Annotated in this window: 13 protein-coding genes; 7 read left to right on the top strand and 6 right to left on the bottom strand. The window is 67.4% G+C overall.

Annotated elements, in window-relative coordinates; genetic code table 11:
* The first annotated feature begins 149 nt into the window (after positions 1 to 149).
* On the top strand, positions 150 to 1265 hold the full coding sequence (ald, locus tag DCN14_RS06575; protein ID WP_096499315.1) for an alanine dehydrogenase: 1116 nt from the start codon (positions 150 to 152) through the stop codon (positions 1263 to 1265).
* A 21-nt stretch (positions 1266 to 1286) separates the two neighbouring features.
* Here ald and polX read toward each other — a convergent pair whose 3' ends face one another.
* The 5 genes from polX to DCN14_RS06550 all read right to left on the bottom strand — a co-directional run bounded on the left by polX (position 1287) and on the right by DCN14_RS06550 (position 7444).
* On the bottom strand, positions 1287 to 3062 hold the full coding sequence (gene polX / locus DCN14_RS06570; protein WP_096498930.1) for a DNA polymerase/3'-5' exonuclease PolX: 1776 nt from the start codon (positions 3060 to 3062) through the stop codon (positions 1287 to 1289).
* Between the two features lie 164 nt (positions 3063 to 3226).
* Positions 3227 to 3619: a TraR/DksA family transcriptional regulator gene (locus tag DCN14_RS06565; RefSeq protein WP_096498932.1), complete on the bottom strand. Its 393-nt coding sequence runs from the start codon at positions 3617 to 3619 to the stop codon at positions 3227 to 3229.
* A 299-nt stretch (positions 3620 to 3918) separates the two neighbouring features.
* Positions 3919 to 4959 carry a glycosyltransferase family 1 protein gene (locus tag DCN14_RS06560; RefSeq protein WP_239007859.1) on the bottom strand — a complete coding sequence of 347 codons (1041 nt, stop codon included), beginning with the start codon at positions 4957 to 4959 and terminating at the stop codon, positions 3919 to 3921.
* A gap of 278 nt (positions 4960 to 5237) precedes the next feature.
* The gene (locus DCN14_RS06555) at positions 5238 to 6629 is read right to left on the bottom strand and encodes an undecaprenyl-phosphate glucose phosphotransferase (protein WP_172441847.1); all 1392 of its coding nucleotides are present in this window, start codon (positions 6627 to 6629) and stop codon (positions 5238 to 5240) included.
* Between the two features lie 32 nt (positions 6630 to 6661).
* The gene (locus tag DCN14_RS06550) at positions 6662 to 7444 is read right to left on the bottom strand and encodes a Crp/Fnr family transcriptional regulator (RefSeq protein WP_096498936.1); all 783 of its coding nucleotides are present in this window, start codon (positions 7442 to 7444) and stop codon (positions 6662 to 6664) included.
* A gap of 916 nt (positions 7445 to 8360) precedes the next feature.
* On the opposite strand from DCN14_RS06550, the gene DCN14_RS06545 reads away from it, so the two are divergent.
* The 6 genes from DCN14_RS06545 to DCN14_RS06520 all read left to right on the top strand — a co-directional run bounded on the left by DCN14_RS06545 (position 8361) and on the right by DCN14_RS06520 (position 15254).
* On the top strand, positions 8361 to 9143 hold the full coding sequence (locus tag DCN14_RS06545) for a Crp/Fnr family transcriptional regulator (RefSeq protein WP_172441848.1): 783 nt from the start codon (positions 8361 to 8363) through the stop codon (positions 9141 to 9143).
* Positions 9144 to 9312: 169 nt separating this feature from the next.
* Positions 9313 to 9564: an acyl carrier protein gene (locus DCN14_RS06540; protein WP_096498938.1), complete on the top strand. Its 252-nt coding sequence runs from the start codon at positions 9313 to 9315 to the stop codon at positions 9562 to 9564.
* Positions 9561 to 10757, top strand: coding sequence for an acyl-CoA dehydrogenase family protein (locus tag DCN14_RS06535; RefSeq protein WP_096498940.1), 1197 nt, complete (start codon positions 9561 to 9563; stop codon positions 10755 to 10757). Before DCN14_RS06540 ends, DCN14_RS06535 begins: the two co-directional genes overlap by 4 nt.
* A complete protein-coding gene (locus DCN14_RS06530; RefSeq protein ID WP_096498942.1) occupies positions 10754 to 11728 on the top strand; it encodes an amino acid--[acyl-carrier-protein] ligase in 975 nt (324 codons plus the stop codon). The genes DCN14_RS06535 and DCN14_RS06530 overlap by 4 nt, the downstream gene beginning before the upstream one ends.
* Positions 11725 to 12780, top strand: coding sequence for a DUF1839 family protein (locus tag DCN14_RS06525; protein ID WP_096499321.1), 1056 nt, complete (start codon positions 11725 to 11727; stop codon positions 12778 to 12780). Before DCN14_RS06530 ends, DCN14_RS06525 begins: the two co-directional genes overlap by 4 nt.
* Complete coding sequence (locus DCN14_RS06520; protein WP_096498944.1) at positions 12777 to 15254, top strand: beta-mannosidase; 2478 nt, start codon at positions 12777 to 12779, stop codon at positions 15252 to 15254. The genes DCN14_RS06525 and DCN14_RS06520 overlap by 4 nt, the downstream gene beginning before the upstream one ends.
* Before the next feature lie 48 nt (positions 15255 to 15302).
* On the opposite strand, the gene DCN14_RS06515 is transcribed toward DCN14_RS06520, so the two are convergent.
* On the bottom strand, positions 15303 to 16694 hold the full coding sequence (locus tag DCN14_RS06515) for a sigma-54 dependent transcriptional regulator (protein ID WP_162826177.1): 1392 nt from the start codon (positions 16692 to 16694) through the stop codon (positions 15303 to 15305).
* Positions 16695 to 17181: the final 487 nt, after the last annotated feature.

The following is a 17181-nucleotide window of genomic DNA, read 5'->3' as shown; positions in this document are numbered from 1 at the left end:
TGACTTCGCTCCGCGCAACGCTACCCTTTTATTCCAGCACGGCAATCGATCCGTGCATGCGCCAGCGCCGCCATCGTGCCGACATGCACGGTCGACCGATGGCAATGCGCATGCACGGCAACGATGACGAATACTCATGGAGGCGACTCATGCTGATCGGCGTGCCGAAGGAGATCAAGAATCACGAATATCGCGTCGGCCTCACCCCGGCCAGCGCACGCGAGCTCACGCGACATGGCCACCATGTGCTGGTGCAGCGCGGCGCGGGCACCGCGATCGGCCTGCTCGACGACGACTACACCGCCGCCGGTGCGGCCCTGTGCGACGATGCGAGCGAAATATTCGCGCGCGCCGACATGATCATCAAGGTCAAGGAGCCGCAGCCGGCCGAATGCGCGATGCTGCGGCGCGGGCAGATCCTCTATACGTACCTGCACCTCGCCCCCGATCCGGAGCAGGCAGCCGCGCTCGTGAAATCCGGCGCGGTCTGCATCGCATACGAAACCGTGACGGGGCCCGGCGGCGGCCTGCCGCTGCTCGCGCCGATGAGCGAGGTGGCCGGACGCATGTCGATCCAGGTTGCGGCAACGCATCTGGAAAGCCCGCGCGGCGGGCGCGGCGTGCTGATGGCCGGCGTGCCCGGCGTGCCGGCCGCGCACGTCGTGGTGCTGGGCGCCGGCGTGGTGGGCACCGGTGCGCTGCAGATGGCGGTCGGCCTCGGCGCGCGCGTCACCGTGCTCGACACGAACGTCGGACGGCTACGCCAGCTCGACCTGCTCTTCGCGAACCGCATCACGACCGTCTGCTCGAACGCGCACACGATCGACGAAGCCGTGCGCGACGCCGACGTCGTGATCGGCGCCGTGCTCGTGCCGGGCGCATCGGCACCGCGCCTCGTCACGCGCGACATGATCGCGACGATGCGCACGGGCGCCGTGGTCGTCGACGTCGCGATCGACCAGGGCGGCTGCTTCGAAACCTCGCATGCGACGACCCACGCGCAGCCGACCTTCGTCGTCGACGGCGTCGTGCACTACTGCGTCGCGAACATGCCCGGCGCGGTCGCGCGCACGTCGACGTTCGCGTTGAACAACGCGACGCTCGGCCACGCACTCGCGCTCGCCGACAAGGGCTGGAAACGCGCGATGAGCGACGATCCGCATCTGCGCGCGGGGCTGAACGTGTGCGACGGACACATCACGTACGAAGCCGTCGCGCTGGCGCTCGGCCTGCCGTACGTACCGGCCGAAGACGTGCTGCGCTGACATCGGCGCGCGTGCACGCCGTCACGCGCCCTTCGAGCGACTGTGCCTCGACGCGCCAGTCGCGCTGCTATCGCCCATCGTGCGTGCGAGCAGCGGCCGCAGTTGCGCGAGCGTGCGCGTGTTGAGCACGTCCTGCCGGGTCAGCCAGCCGCGCCGCGCCTGACCGATGCCGTAGGCAAGACGGTCGAGATCGTCCGCGCATCGCGCATCCGAGCCGATCGCCACTGCGACGCCGGCTTTTGCGGCCTCGCGACACCAGATGTCAGGAAGATCGAGCCGGCGCGGATCGCCGTCGAGTTCGACGAAGCAGCGACGCGCGGCGGCCCCGGCGATCACGCGCGGCACGTCGAGTTCGCATGCGTCGCGCTCGCCGAGCAGCCGGCCGAGCGGATGCGCGAGAATCGTGAAATGCGGATGGTCCATCGCGCGCAGCATCCGCTCGGTCTGCACATCGCCCGGCAAGTCGAAATGGTCATGCACCGCGCCGACGACGAGGTCGAGCCGGCCGAGCACGTCGTCGGGCACATCGAGGCTGCCGTCCTCGCGGATGCCGGCCTCGACGCCCTTCAGCAACACGAAGTCGTCGAACGATGCGTTGATGCGGTCGATCTCGTCGATCTGCCGCACGAGCCAGTCGCAACCGGCGCGGCCGCCCGCGGTGGTCGGCGCACGGTCGGTCACGGCCAGATAAGCGAGCCCGCGCGAGCGCGCCGCCTCGGCCATCGTGCGCAGGGTGTCGCGACCGGCCGACGCGTCGGTATGCGCGTGCAGATCGCCATGAACGTGCTTGCGCTCGACGAGCGCGGGCAACGTGCCGGCGCGCGACGCATCGATCTCGCCGCGATCCTCGCGCAGTTCGGGCGGCACCCAGTGCAGGCCGATCGCCTCGTACACGGATGCCTCCGTCGCGCCCGCAATCCGCTCGTCGCCGCGAAATACGCCGTATTCGTTGATCTTCAGCCCGCCGGCCTGCGCGAGCCGGCGCAGCGCGATGTTGTGCGCCTTCGATCCCGTGAAATAGACGAGCGCCGCACCGAACGCGTCGGCATCGACGACCCGCAGGTCGACCTGCAACCCGTTGCGCAGCACGACGCTCGAACGCGTCTTGCCGTTCGCGAGCACGCGCGCGACGTCGCCGTAGCCGGCGAACGCGTCCGCCACCGCGGCAGGATCGCGCGAGGTCACGAGGATGTCGAGATCGCCGACCGTTTCGCGGCCGCGCCGAAAACTGCCGGCCGGCACCGCTTCGCCGACACCGGGCACCGCACGCAACCGCTCGAGCAGCGGCATCAGCGATTGCGCGGCATCGGGCAGCAGGAATCGCTGCGGCTCGCGTTGCAGGCGGTCGTCGATCGCGTCGAGCAGATGCGCTTCGGTTTTCGCGCCGAAACCCGGCAGCGCGCGCACGTGCCCGCTTTTCGCTTCGGCGCGCAACTGTTCGAGCGAATCGACGTGCAATGCATCATGCAGCGCCTTCACGCGTTTCGCGCCGAGCCCCGGCACGTCGAGCAGTTCGACGATCGCGCCCGGCAATGCATGGCGCAGCGTTTGCTGCAGTTCGCAGGTGCCCGTCGCCGCGATCTCGCGCAGCTTCGACGCGAGATCGGGGCCGATCGACGGAATCCGGCCGAGATCGCCGCCGTTCGCGATCAGCGTCGGGACGTCGCGCCCGTAGTCGGCGATCGTGCGGGCCGCGTTACGGTACGCGCGCACCCGGAACGGGTTGGCGCCCTGGATCTCGAGCATGTCGGCGATTTCGGCGAAGACGGCCGCGCACTCGGCATTGTGGATCGGCATGATCGGCGTGGCTCCCTTCCACGTGGATGGCGCCGTGCGCTGGCGCGACGACGTCTGCCCGCCCGGGGCCGCATGTCGACGGCGGCGGGCGCCCGTTGGTCATCCTGCACCGGCTCTGCGTATCGTGCGGCACGCGGCGCGCCGACATCGCGGCGCCGCCTGTGTCACAGCGACGCGCGCGGCGTCGTCGCGTAGCGACGCTCGTATACCGACTGGCAATGCGTGCAGCGCTCGGCGCTCGGTCGCGCGAGCAAACGCTCGTAGCCGACCGGCGCGTCGCAATCGATGCACTCGCCATAGCTGCCGTCGCGCATGCGCTGCTGCGCGCGCCCGATCGCGCGCAGCTCGGCCAGCTTCATCCCGATCAATGCGTGATCCATGTCGACGAACAGATCGGCGTTCGCCTCGTCGCCCTCGTCCGGCGCCGCGCCGGCGAGATCCGCGTAGGACTCCGACGCGCGCTGGTCCTCGCTGGTGCGAATCTCCGCGCGCAGCGCCTGCTCGCTTTCGGTCAGCCGCTGCTGCAGCGTCTGCCGTTGTTGTTGGTCGAGCGCCATCGCCGTCTCTCCTTTTCCGGGTTCCGCGCAATGAGGCATGCGGCGCGCGGTTGTCGCGCCGGTGTGCGGCGAGCATGCTTGATCCGCCCGTCGCACACCGGGGCGCCCGGCCGTACAGTGCAGCGGGCGCATTCGACGCAGGATAAACCCAATGGACCGGCGCGTGTTGATCGTCGTCAGCCGCATGAACGCCGACGGTGCGGTGCGGGATCCGGGGACGGACGCGAATACGCCATATACCGCCGCCGCGACGGCGCCGTCTTACAAACACCCGACCGGCTCGGCCGGTCGATGTGCCGTTACACGTCGGCGCGCACGATGTCGAGCAGCGCGCGCGCCGAGCGTTGCCAGCTGAAATGCTGCGCGCGCTCGCGGCCCGCCGTGCGCAGCCGCGCGCGCAGGTCGGCATCGTCCATCACGCGCGCGATCGCCGCGGCGATGTCCGGCGGCGAATACGCATCGCAAAAGAATGCGGCACCGCCACACACCTCCGGCAACGCGCCCTCGTGCGACACGATCACCGGGCAGCCGCACCGCATCGCTTCCAGCGGCGGCAGCCCGAAGCCTTCATAGAGCGACGGGAACACGAAGCAGCCGGCATGCTCGTACAGCGCCTTCAGTTCATGGTCGGTCACGTAGCCCGCCCACGTCACGTACGGATCGTCGGCGCGCAGGCCCGGCACGCTCCCGCCGAAGATCTTCGCATTGGCGCCCCCCGCGATCACGAAACGCAGCGTCGGATGCGACGCGCGCATCAGTTGCATCGCTTCGAGTGCACGCACCAGGTTCTTGCCGGGCGCAAGCGAGCCGACGAACAGCACGTAGCCGTCCGTCTCGAGATTCAGGCGGGCGAGCACGCCGGGATCGGGATCGATCCGGTCGATATGGTCGACGGCCGCCGGGACGACCGTCAGGCGCGCAGGCGGTACACCGAGCTTCGCGGCAAGGCGCGCGCGCGAGAAGTGCGAAATCGTGACGATGTGGCGAGCGCGTCGCTTGAGCACCGAGAACGCGAAGCGATACCACATCCGGAATACGACGGAGTAACCGGCGGGCAGATCGAAAATCGCCGCATCGTAGATCAGGACGAGTTGATCGCGCTTCGCGAGCGGCCCGACGTTGCACAGACTGAGCAGCATTCGACCGTGCGTCGCACGCGGCAGCGTCAACTGCTCCCAGAGCGAACCGCGCAAACCGCCGGCGACCTGCCTGCGCGCGCCGGCCGGCAACGCCGCCGGATCGTGATCCGCCGGCACGACCAGTGCCGGCGCATCGCCGGGATTCGCGAGACGCGTGAGCTCGGCCGTCAGTTCATAGGCGACCCGCTGCACGCCCGTCATCCGCTGCGCGGTGAATTTTCCGTTGACCGCGATGCCGCTCAGCCGCGCAACGCGCGCGGCCGCCCCGGCGCCCCGTTCCGCACGCCCGTCCTGCAGCGCGGTTTCACGACCTTCCCGAATCGACGTTGACATGATCACTCCGATGGCTGCGACGCAATCGCGCCGCCAGACACCCCGCGTCGCGGGATGCTCCTATGCCGTCAGTGTGTCGATCCGTGTCGATGCGGTCGGTACGTTCGACCGCACAATCTTTCGATTCGACGATCGCTTCGTGATCCTCAGAATGCGTTGCGCCCGATGAAGCCGCGCACGATCGTCAGCAGGATGATCTTCATGTCGAACCAGAAGCTCCAGTTCTGCATGTAGAACAGATCGAACTTCACGCGCGCGGCCATCGCCTCGACCTTGCGCGTCTCGCCGCGATAACCGTTCACCTGTGCCCATCCCGTGATGCCCGGCCGCACGCGGTAGCGATACATGTAGCAGTCGATCAGTTGCCGATAGAAGTCGTCGTGTTCGATCGCATGCGGACGCGGGCCGACCACCGACATCTGGCCGAACAGCACGTTGAAGAACTGCGGCAGCTCATCGAGCGACGTGCGGCGCAGGAACGCGCCGACCGGCGTGATGCGCGCATCGTTGCGCGACGCCTGCCGCACGACGCCAGGTTGCGCGCGATGCGCGTGCATCGTCCTGAACTTGAGGATATGGAATTCGCGCCCGTCCGCGCCCTTGCGCCGCTGCCTGAACAACACGGGCCCCGGCGACGACAGCTTCACCGCGATCGCCAGCACCGCAAGCAACGGCAGCAGCGGAATCAGCACGGCGACCGCGAACAGCCGGTCGAACGCGAACTTCGCCCACAGCTCCGGCGCCGAGCGCGGCGTGGTCGCGAGGTTGATCGCCGGCATGCCGAGCACGTCGGTCGCCGAGCGTTCGACGACGGCCATCTGCCGCACGTCGGGCAACAGCCGCAGCTCGACGAACTCGTCGCGCAACTCGCGCACGATGCGCTGGATACGCCACTCGTGCGACATCGGCAATGTAAGCCAGACTTCATCGATCTCGCCGCCGCGAATCATGCGGCGCAACTCGGCCCAGTCGCCGATCACCGGCACGCCGCCGATCGCGTCCGACGCAGTCGCGGCCGGCGCATCGTCGTCGAATACGCAGGCCGCCGCGAACGCGCCGTCCGGTTCGAACTGCATCCGTTCGATCGCCACGCGCCCGTATGCCGTCGCACCGACGACAGCGACCCGCCGCTGCCGTGCGCGCGGATCGCCGCGCCTCGACGTGAGCGCGCACAGCGCCAGCCTGCCGATCAGCAACGCCGCGTCGCCGGACAGCACCGTGCGGGCAATCCAGCGTGTGGTCATCGTGCCGCCGCGATTCATGATCCACGTCGCACCGGCCGCCGTCAGCGTGCTCGCGCATACGATCGCCACCACCGTGCGCGTCAGCACGGGCTCGACGCGATACGTCGACGCCCCGCCGCGCACCGCTCGCAAGCCCCGCGGCAACAACCCGACCGTCAGCACGCACAGCAATGCGATCGCACCGCGCTGCGCATCCGACAAGTCGCGCCACGCCAGCCCCATCGCGACCTGTGCGGCGAGTGCGCCGGCCAGCACCAGCACACCGTCGGCCGCGGCAATCGCGGCGCGACGCATTGCATTCGTTCCTCCGGACATCGAATGCATCGTCATGCACCGCGCGCGGAAAATCCGCCATGCATTTCAGGCATCCGGGACAGTACCGGCATCAGCCTCGCACTCTCGCGCGGGCCGAGCAAACGGCGATAGTCCGCACGAATCAGCTCGTAGCACTCGCACGAATTGCGCTCGAGACCCTCGCGATCGAGCACCGTGATGCGGCCGCGACGCTGCCGGATCAGCCCGGCTTCCTGCAGATTGCCGGCCGCTTCCGTCACGCCTTCGCGACGCACGCCGAGCATGTTCGCGATCGTCTGCTGCGTGACGGCCAGCTCGTCGCCGTCGATCCGGTCGTGCGCGAGCAGCAGCCAGCGGCTCAGTTGCTCGCTGACCGAGTGATGCCGGTTGCACAGCGCGCTGCGCGAAATCTGCGCCATCATCGCCTGGCAGTAGTTCAGCAGCAGCCGGTACGTCGCGGGCGAACGTTCGAACTCGGAGCGCATCACGCAGGCCGGCACGCGATAGGCCATGCCGCCGATGCGGACCTCGACCCGGTTCGATACCGTGGCGCCGCCGACGAGCGTCGCCAGGCCGACCGCGCCTTCCCGGCCGACCACCGCCACCTCGACCATCGCACCGTCCTCCATCAGGTGCTGCACCGACATCATGGCGGTGGTCGGGAAATGCAGGTGGCGCATGGGTTCACCGACCCGGTCCAGCATGCCGGCCTTGATCCTGACCAGTTCGAGGTGCGGTGCGATGGCGCGGACGCTGTCCTCCGGAAGTGCGGCAAGGATGGCGTTCGCCGAATAGCTCGAGTGAAGATGTAGCATGTCTGTATCCCTCTTTATTGTCCGCGGCGCAGGCGCCGCGTCTGTGGAACGCGTTATCGCGATGCGCGTCCTCAAGGTGATGCGGGTTGCGGCCACAACCCTGAATCCGATCGACCTTCGGCGTCTCGCCGCCGGATCGAATCGATCGCCTCGTTTCGACTCGCCGGCCCGAATAAGCGATTTACGTGCCAATACCTGCCTGTCCTTAATATATAAACGGCTTCCGTTTTAGAACGCTGAATAGCCGGCGGGAAACCGGCAAAAAACGTCTCATTTCCGGACACTCACCGATGCGGCGGACACCGCAGGTGAATCAACTGAACAATGCCGACATGCCCGGCGGCAGGCGCCTGTAGCGGCCTGCGAGTCTTATCGTTCAACGACTTACAGGATGTTTTCAATTGTTTCCGTGACGTTCCGCACGACGTCCGACGGCCATCTTGCATCTCGAATGAGCGTTTGAAACTGTCTCAAATTTGGATCGCGACATTAATTCACCGCTCTGTAATCAAACGCACACATCGCTTGCAGAGCACTGATTTCATTGAGAAATTGAGTCGCGATATCTCAAATGTCAAAGAATGTTCAATGCGCCCGGGATTTTTTCCTTGTACGATGCACGTCGCTGGCCATTGATTCCAGATCGCAGTCGAATTGCCGATCGGCACGCGATTATTTTCAGGATGTTTAATGCCTGAAAACAGGAACTTTAAATCCGGATAACGTTTGCTTACATTCAAAACCGTCAAACTTTGTGAAGTGACGTAATACGCAATTGACTCGATTCAACTGCGTGCTAGCCTTTTCCCGGCTATCTGCATTCGAATTTTGTTGAACACAATATTCGCACGTACGTGCTAAATCCCGTCGGGATGACATCGCGCGATGTGCGACCGCCACGCTACGAGGATGCGCCGTGACTCAACAGGCCAACGACGCCGTCGCCCACGCGACCGGCATGATCGAACTTTCCCACAGCTTCGACGCCAACCGGTTTCTCGCGGCGCTCGACCGCGACGAGCGCGCCACGCTGATCGCCAATCTCCAGCTCGTCCACCTGAAATCGGGGCAGGTGCTCTGCGAACCCGGCGAAATGCTGGCCGCGGTCTACCTGCCCGTGACGACGGCGATTTCGCTGCAGTACGTGTCGTCCGGCGGCATGACGCTGGAGGTTGCCGAAATCGGCAGCGAAAGCATCGTGTGCGACGACGTGATCGGCGGCAGCGGCCGAATGCCCTGCCGCGCCGTCGCCTGTCGCGACGGCTTCGTCTATCGGCTCGACCGGCGCGTGTTCGCCACGGCCTTCGACGCGTCGCCGGTGATGCGACATCTCGTGTTCGTGTGCGTGCGGCTGCTGATGGCGCAGGTTTCGCAGATCACGTTCTGCAGCCGCCATCACGTGCTCAAACATCAGTTATGCAGATGGTTCCTGCTCGCCTACGATCGTTCGCGCAGCATCGAGATCCAGGTCACCCACAGCATGCTCGCGCAGATGCTCGGCGTGCGGCGCGAAACGGTCACGGACGCGGCGGGGGAAATCCAGAAGCTCGGGTTGATCCGGCAGTACCGCAGCTCGATCGAGCTCGCCGATCTCGATGGTCTCGAGAAGCTGTCGTGCGGTTGCCGCGCGATCGTGCGCGACGACATGAAGCGCATCCTGTCGGCGGACTCCGGCGTGACGGCTGCCGCGCGCGCGTGATTCACGCGGCACTCCGGCGTGCCGATGCGGGGCCGGGTCAGCAGATTGTAGGGTGGCGAACAGAACACAGTGCCCGCGAATGGTCTACTGATGCCGGACTGCCGGGGGGATGTCAGCGCGTTGTGCGCGTCCGCCCGCGCGGACGACACCACACACGCCGGAGCCGCACGTGAAAAACGAAATCAGAACCATCCTCAAGCACGTCGCCCATCTCGAAGCCACGATCGATTCGATCGGTGACGGGGACGACCTTTACGAAGCGGGCCTTTCGTCGCTCGATACGATCCAGCTGATGCTCGCGATCGAAAAGCAGTTCAACATCGAGATTCCCGACGAGATGCTGAACCGCAATCTGTTCCGCAGCGTCGATGCGCTCGCCGAAACGATCGCCACCCTGCAACGCGCCGAGCATTCCGCATGAGCGCGCTGCTTCCCGAACTCGCGGCCGACGACGAAGCGCATCGGCTCGACGAGGCCGCGCGCGCCGTCGCGCAAATCGCCGCCCAGCACGCGGATGCGGTTGATCGCGACGCGCGCTGCCCGGTCGAGGCGATCGAAGCGATGCGCGCCCGCCGCTTGCTGAGCGCGATGGTGCCGACCCACCTCGGCGGTGCCGGCGCGTCGCTTGCCGATGTCGCATCGGCATGCTCGATTCTCGGCCAGGCCTGTGCGTCGTCGGCGATGGTGTTCGCGATGCACCAGATCCAGGTCGCCTGCATCGTCGATCACGCGGCCGACCAGGGCTGGCACAAGCTGTTCCTGCAACAACTCGTGCGGCACCAGTGGCTGCTCGCCTCGGCGACGTCCGAAGACGGCGTCGGCGGCAACCTGCGCGCGAGCCAGTGCGCGATCGAAAGCAACGGCGGTGAATTCCGGCTGCACAAGTCCGCACCGACGATCTCGTACGGCGACTACGCCGACGGCATCCTCGCGACCGCGCGACGCGACGCCGACGCGCCTGCATCGGAGCAGGTGCTCGTCACGCTGCTGCGCGACGGCTATACGCTCACGCGCCGCGGCGAATGGGACACGCTCGGCATGCGCGGCACGTGCAGCAACGGCTTCGTGCTCGACGCGCAGGGCGCGACCGTGCAATGCCTGCCGGTGCCGTTCGCGCAGATCGCCGAACAGACCATGGTGCCGGTTTCGCACATCCTGTGGGCCGCCGTATGGATCGGTGTCGCCGGCGATGCCTTCCATCGCGCGCACCAGTTCTTCCGCGCGCAGGCGCGCCAGACCGACGGCGCGCCGTCGCCCGCGTCGCGCCGCATCGCCGAATCGCTCGCGCTGATGCAGGCGATGCAGGCCCGCGTCGACAACGTGCTGCGCCTCCATGCCGGCGCATCGGCCCGCTCGTGGTCGGCCGGCATGGCCTGGGCCGCCGAAATCAACACGTTGAAGACCTATGTGTCGTCGACCGCGCTCGAGGTCGTGCAGCAGGCGATGATGATCTGCGGGATGGCCGGCTACAAGCACGGCACGCCGTTCAGCATCGGTCGTCACCTGCGCGACCTGCACGCGGCGCCGCTGATGATCAGCAACGACCGCATCGCCGCCAACACTTCGAGCCTGCTGCTCGCACTGCGTCCCGCGACGCTGGAGAAACACTCGTGAACGATCGCCTCTCCGTGCCCTCCACCGCTTCCGCGCCGTCCGACGCACCGCTCGACCGCGCGGGCGTCAACCCGCTGCGCGACGAACTGATCGACGCCGGCCTGCTCGTGTCGACCGGCATCCAGGGCCTGTTCGGCCGCAGCGAACGGTTCGAGCGCGTCGTCGAAGCGCTCGACGCCTTCGTCACGCGTCTCGGCGCCGACCAGCAGGCCGAAGTCCTGCGCTTCCCGCCGGCGATGAGCCGCACCGAGTTCGAGCGCAGCGAGTACATGAAGAGCTTCCCGCAACTCGCGGGCAGCGTGCATGCGTTCTGCGGCGACGAGCAGCGGCATCAGCGGGTGCTGCAGTGCCTCGATCGCGGCGAGGACTGGACCGAAAACCAGAAGCCGACCTACGTCGTGATGACGCCGGCCGCGTGCTATCCGGTCTACCCGGTCGTCGCGCGCGCGGGTGCGCTGCCCGACGACGGCCGGATCTTCGACGTGTTCTCGTACTGCTTCCGCCATGAACCGTCGCTCGATCCGACCCGCATGCAGCTGTTCCGGATGCGCGAATACGTTCGCATCGGCACGCCCGAACAGATCGTCGCGTTCCGCGAAACGTGGATGGAGCGCGGCACGCACATGATCGAGGCGCTGCGCCTGCCGAACACGATCGATCTCGCGAACGATCCGTTCTTCGGACGCGGCGGCAAGATCGTCGCGAACAGCCAGCGCGAACAGAACCTGAAGTTCGAGCTGCTGATCCCGATCGAGCACGACGGCCGCCAGACCGCGTGCCTGAGCTTCAACTACCACATGGATCACTTCGGGCTGCTGTGGGACATCCGCACCGCGACGAACGATGTCGCGCACACCGGCTGCGTCGGCTTCGGTCTCGAACGGTTGACGCTCGCGCTGTTCCGCCACCACGGCTTCGACATCGAAGCGTGGCCGGCCGACGTGCGCGACGTGCTGTGGGGAACGCGATGAAATTCGTGTCCCGCGACGGCGAGGAAGCGTCGTTCGAGGACGTGCGCCACCGCGCACGCCACTACCGGCCGCACCCGCTGCACAGTCAGGAGATGGTCTGGAAACAGACCAACTGCTACGTCGACATGTGGCTCGAGGTGCTCCGGTGGTGGGGCCTCAATCCGTACGCGGCGCTGCCGTTTACGGTGGCGCTCGATTTCGAGGGCGACCAGTTCACGTTCTTCAAGTTTCCGCACGACGAACTGGAGCGGCTCTACGGGATCGTCGTGCAGGAACACTCGATCTACGAACCGCTCGAACAGCACGTCGAGACGCAGGTTGCGCGCGGTCATCTGATGATCGTCGAAGTCGACGCGTGGTTCCTGCCCGACACGCGCGGCAGCGCGTACCGCACGCAGCATACGAAGACGACCATCGGCATCGACGCGATCGACCGCACCCGGCGCCAGATCGGCTACTTCCACAACAGCGGCTATTACGTCGCCGAGGACTTCGACTACAACGGGCTCGTCGGCGGCAGTTCGCCGATGCCGCTGCCGCCGTACGTCGAGTGCGCGAAACGGCGCTTCACGCCGCTCGACGAACGCTCGCTGTGCGAAGCGTCGCTCGCCTCGCTGCAGCGGCACCTGCGCCGCCTGCCGATCGTCAATCCGATCGCGGCGTTCCGGCGGCAGCTGCGGATCGACACGAAATCGCTCGCCGATTCGCCGCTCGAACGCTTCCACGCGTACTCGTTCAATTCGGTGCGCCAGCTCGGCGCGAACTTCGAACTGTTCGGCCACTACGCGCGCTGGCTGCAGGCGAGCGGCTGCGTCGGCCCGTTCGCCGACATCCGCGCCGCGTGCGATCGCATTGCGTCCGAGGCGATGGTGCTGGAGTTCCGGCTCGCGCGAGCCTGCTCGCGCGGCAAGGAGGAGCGCGGCGATGCCACGCTCGACGCGATCGAAGCGGCTTATGCCGATCTGGTCGACGGCGCACGGCAGATCGCCCCGCCGCTGCAGCCGGCGGCGCCCGTTCGCGCCAACGCGGCACCCGTGCCGATGATGCGGTGACGCGCACGCGCGCCGTGCCCGCGTGGACGATGGTCGCAACGGCCGCGGGCGCCGCCCACGGGCCGCGCGACCTCCCCGCCGCCGCCGAGTGGATCGCGGCGCCGGTGCCCGGCACGGTCGCGCAGGCGCTCACGCTGGCCGGCCGCCCCGACGACGCGGCATCGCACGACGAGCGCGACCACTGGTATCGCGTCGAACTGCGCGGACACGGGCCGCGCGTGCTGCGCTTTCACGGTCTCGCGACGCTGGCGGAAGCGTGGCTCGACGACACGCCGATCCTGCGATCGGACAACATGTTCGTCACGCACGACGTGTCCGTGTCGCTCGACGGCACGCACCGGTTGCTGGTCTGCTTCCGCGCCCTCGCACCGCACCTGCGCGACGCGCGTGCGCCGCGCCGCGCGCGCTGGCGCACGCGGCTTGCCGAGCCGGCGACGCTGCGCACCGTGCGCACGTCGCTGCTCGGGCACATGCCGGGCTGGTTTCCGCGTTGCGTGCCGACCGGCCCGTGGCGTCCGGTCGACGTACTGGATCCGGCCCTCGGCCCCGTGCTCGTCCATTGCGACCTGCATGCGCGCATCGACGGCGACACCGGCTGGCTCGACGCGAAGCTCGCGTTCGCCGCGCCGCTGCCGGACGCGTTCGCGGCCCGGCTGTCGTGCGGCGAACATCACGCGACGCTCGAACGCTGCGGCACCGACCGGCTGCATGCCACCGTCGCGGTGCCCAATGTGCGCCGCTGGTGGCCGCACACGCACGGCGAACCGGTGCTCTACGACGTCGCGCTGCACATCGACGCCGAACAGCGGCCGCTCGGCGCGACGGGCTTCCGCACGATCGAGCACGACGCCGGCGACGACGGCAAGGGATTCGGATTGCGCGTGAACGGCGTGCCGATCTTCGCGCGCGGCGCGTGCTGGAGCAGCGCCGCACCGCTCGCGCTGCATGCGGACGACGCGACCTACGGCCACCTGCTCGGGCTGGCGCGCGACGCGGGCTTCAACATGATTCGCGTCGGCGGCACGATGACCTACGAGGCCGATGCGTTCCATGCGTGGTGCGACCGTCTCGGGTTGCTGGTCTGGCAGGACTTCATGTTTGCGAACTTCGACTATGCGCTGGCCGATCGCGCATTCGCCGATGCCGTCGACCGTGAAGCCGAACAGTTCCTCACGCGTCACCGGGCGTCGCCGTCGCTCGCGGTGCTGTGCGGCGGCAGCGAAATCGCGCAGCAGGCGGCAATGTCGGGCCTCGGCCCCAAGCAGCGCTTCGTCGAACTGACCGCCGAGCGCCTTGCCGGACACGCGGCGGCACGGCGGCCCGACGCAATTTACATGCCCGACACGCCCGACGGCGGCGTGCTGCCGTTCATGCCGCGCGAGCGCGTATCGCACTACTACGGCGTCGGTGCGTACCTGCGCCCGCTCGACGACGCGCGCCGCGCCGACGTGCGCTTCGCGAGCGAATGCCTCGCGTTCGCGAACGTGCCGGACAACGCGATGCTCGACAGTCTCGGCTGGCCGGGCATCCACGAGCCGCGCTGGAAGGCGGCCGTGCCGCGCGACCCCGGCACGTCGTGGGATTTCGAGGACATTCGCGACCACTACCTGCAGACGCTGTACGACGTGTCGCCCGACCGCCTGCGGCGCGAGGACCCGTCGCGCTACTTCGAGCTGTCGCGCGCAGTGATCGCGGACGTGATGCGCGACACGTTCTCCGAATGGCGGCGTGCCGGTTCGCGCTGCGCCGGCGCGCTCGTCTGGCAGTTCCAGGACGTGATGCCGGGCGCGGGATGGGGCTTGATCGATGCGACGCATCGGCCGAAATCGGTTTGGCATGCGCTGCGCCAGGTGCTTCAGCCGGTGCAGGTGCTGCTCGTCGACGAAGGGCTGAACGGGCTCGACGTGCACGTGCTCAACGAACGGCCGGCGCCGCTGTCGGCCACCGTCGAGCTGGTCGCGCTGCGCGACGGCCGCACGCCGGTCGCGCGTGCCGGCTGCCCGGTCCGGATCGCCGCGCACGATGCGGTGCGGCTCGGCTCGGCCGAATTGCTCGGCCGCTTCTTCGACTGGACCTACGCGTATCGATTCGGGCCGTGCGAGCACGACACCGTCGTCGCGACACTGCGCGCCGAGGACGACACGCTGCTGTCGCAGGCGTTCTACTTCCCGTCCCGCACGCATCCTGCCGTGTTCGTGCGGCGCGAGCTGGGGATCGAAGCGTGCGTCTCGCGCACCGGCGATACGTGGCACGTGGATATCGACACGCGTCACGTCGCGCGCCATGTGCAGATCGATGCACCGGGATTCGTCCCGCACGACGACTGGTTCCATCTCGCGCCCGGCACGCCGGCACGCGTCGCGCTGGTGCAGCTGGAAAACGCCGGTGCCCAGGTGGCGGCCGGCACGCCGCCGGTCGTCGAGATCCGCGCGCTCAACGCGGCGCGAACCGTGCGCGCCGCACCGGCCGACTGACGCGGCCGCGCCTGCGCCTGCGACAGCCGCGGCCGCGCGGCATGCCCGTCAGTCCGACGAGCCCGTGCCGCGCGGCCGTTCGATTCCGTAGGCTTCCATCCAGCGATACAGCGTCGCGCGCGACACGCCGAGTTCGCGGGCGGAAGCCGCGACGCGCCCGCGGGTACGCAGCAGGGCCGTCTCGATCGCTTCGCGTTCGATCGACTTGCGGATGTCCGCAACGGATGGCGACGCAGCGTCGAGACAGTATTCGAGCTCGAGATCCTGCGCGGTGATCAGGCGTCCTTCCGTCATCACGACCGCACGACGCACGCGGTTGATCAGTTCCCGCACGTTGCCGGGCCAGTCGTGCTTGTAGAGCGCGGTGATCGCATCCGTCGAGAAGCCGCGCACGCGATGACGCGCATCGCCGCGAAAGCGCTCGAGCATGTGATGCGCGAGCAGCTCGATGTCCTTGCCGCGTGCGCGCAGCGGCGGCTGGTCGATGCGCATCACGCAGAGCCGGTGAAACAGGTCCGCGCGGAACCGCCCTTCTTCCATCGCTTCGCGCAGATCGACGTGCGTCGCCGAGACGATCCGCACGTCGACCGGCACCGGATCGCTGCCGCCCAGCCGATGGATCGAGCGCTCCTGCAGGAAGCGCAGCAGGCTCGCCTGGCTCTCGTGCGGGAGATCCCCGATTTCGTCGAGCAGCAGCGTGCCGCCGTTCGCGGCCTCGACGTAGCCGATCTTGCGTGCGTTCGCGCCGGTAAAGGCGCCGCGCTCGTAGCCGAACAGTTCCGATTGCAGCAGGTGCGACGGAATCGCACCGCAGTTGACCGCGACGAACGGGCCGTTGCGTCGCTCCGAATGCCGGTGGATCGCGACGGCGGTCAGTTCCTTGCCGGTTCCGGTTTCGCCGAACACGAACACCGGTGCATCGGTGCGCGCGAAGCGGCGCACCGTATCGAACAGTCGCAGCATCGCGCTGCAGGTGCCGACGATGCCGTGTTCCTCGGATTCGAGCCGCTCCCGGTCGCGCGCGAACAGGCATTCCATTCCATACGCATGACCGACCGTATCGGCGATCCGCTGGTGCGACGCGGGCAACGTGATGTAGTCGAAGCAGTAGTCGCGCAACAGCGCGCGCACGTTCGGAGAAGCGGTCTGGCCGGCCTCGACGAGCGCGACCCAGACAACGTCGCGCATCGATGCGCAGGTGGACGCGATGCTGCCGATCGCGTCGGCGTGGCCGCCGCTCAGGTCGAGGATGCCGCAGGTGATTTCACCGGAGGTGTCGCGCAACTCGCTGGCATGCGCGACGATCGACACTTTCCAGTCGCGCCGCGCCAGTTCCTTGCGAAGCATGACGGACGGCGTCTGCGTCCAGTAAATCAGTGGACGCTGCCCGCTAGTTCTCCCCTCGCCGGCGCTCTTATCGCGCGTTATTGGCATATTCATAACGAACCATCACTTTCTCCACTACGCGAACCGTTCGCGCACGGTGCCGGCGGTGCATGGCCGCCTATCCGCGCTGCGTTTCTACAGCCTGGGCGAAGATCGAAATTACACACGGCGAAAAGCCCCCGGAGATCGAGACGGACGTCATCCGGTCTCGTATTCATCGAACTCGAAGGGAATGCGCGGCTGCAGGCGCCGCGGCATTCCGGCTTTGATGCGACGCACCTTCAAACCGGCACGCCGGCAAACGCGAATTCCGTCCGCATTTGCGTCGCGTCGTACACGACAGCCGCGCCCGATGCTGAACCGGATGGCCGCCAACCCGCGTTCGAAATGGCCGCCTCATTTCTTCCACTCCTGAACTTACACGTCGTTTGGAGTGGCTCTGTTACCGAAAAGTAAGCCCCGAATCATTCAATTACGCTGCCGACGAAATTCGCGAAACCGCCCTTTGAAGACTGTCGTTTGATTATCTACGACGATTCCC

Source organism: Burkholderia sp. IDO3 (genome assembly GCF_003366075.1).
Classification (GTDB): Bacteria; Pseudomonadota; Gammaproteobacteria; order Burkholderiales; family Burkholderiaceae; genus Burkholderia; species Burkholderia anthina.
Note: the sequence above shows the minus strand (reverse complement) of the source record. Positions and strands in the feature narration are given on the sequence as shown.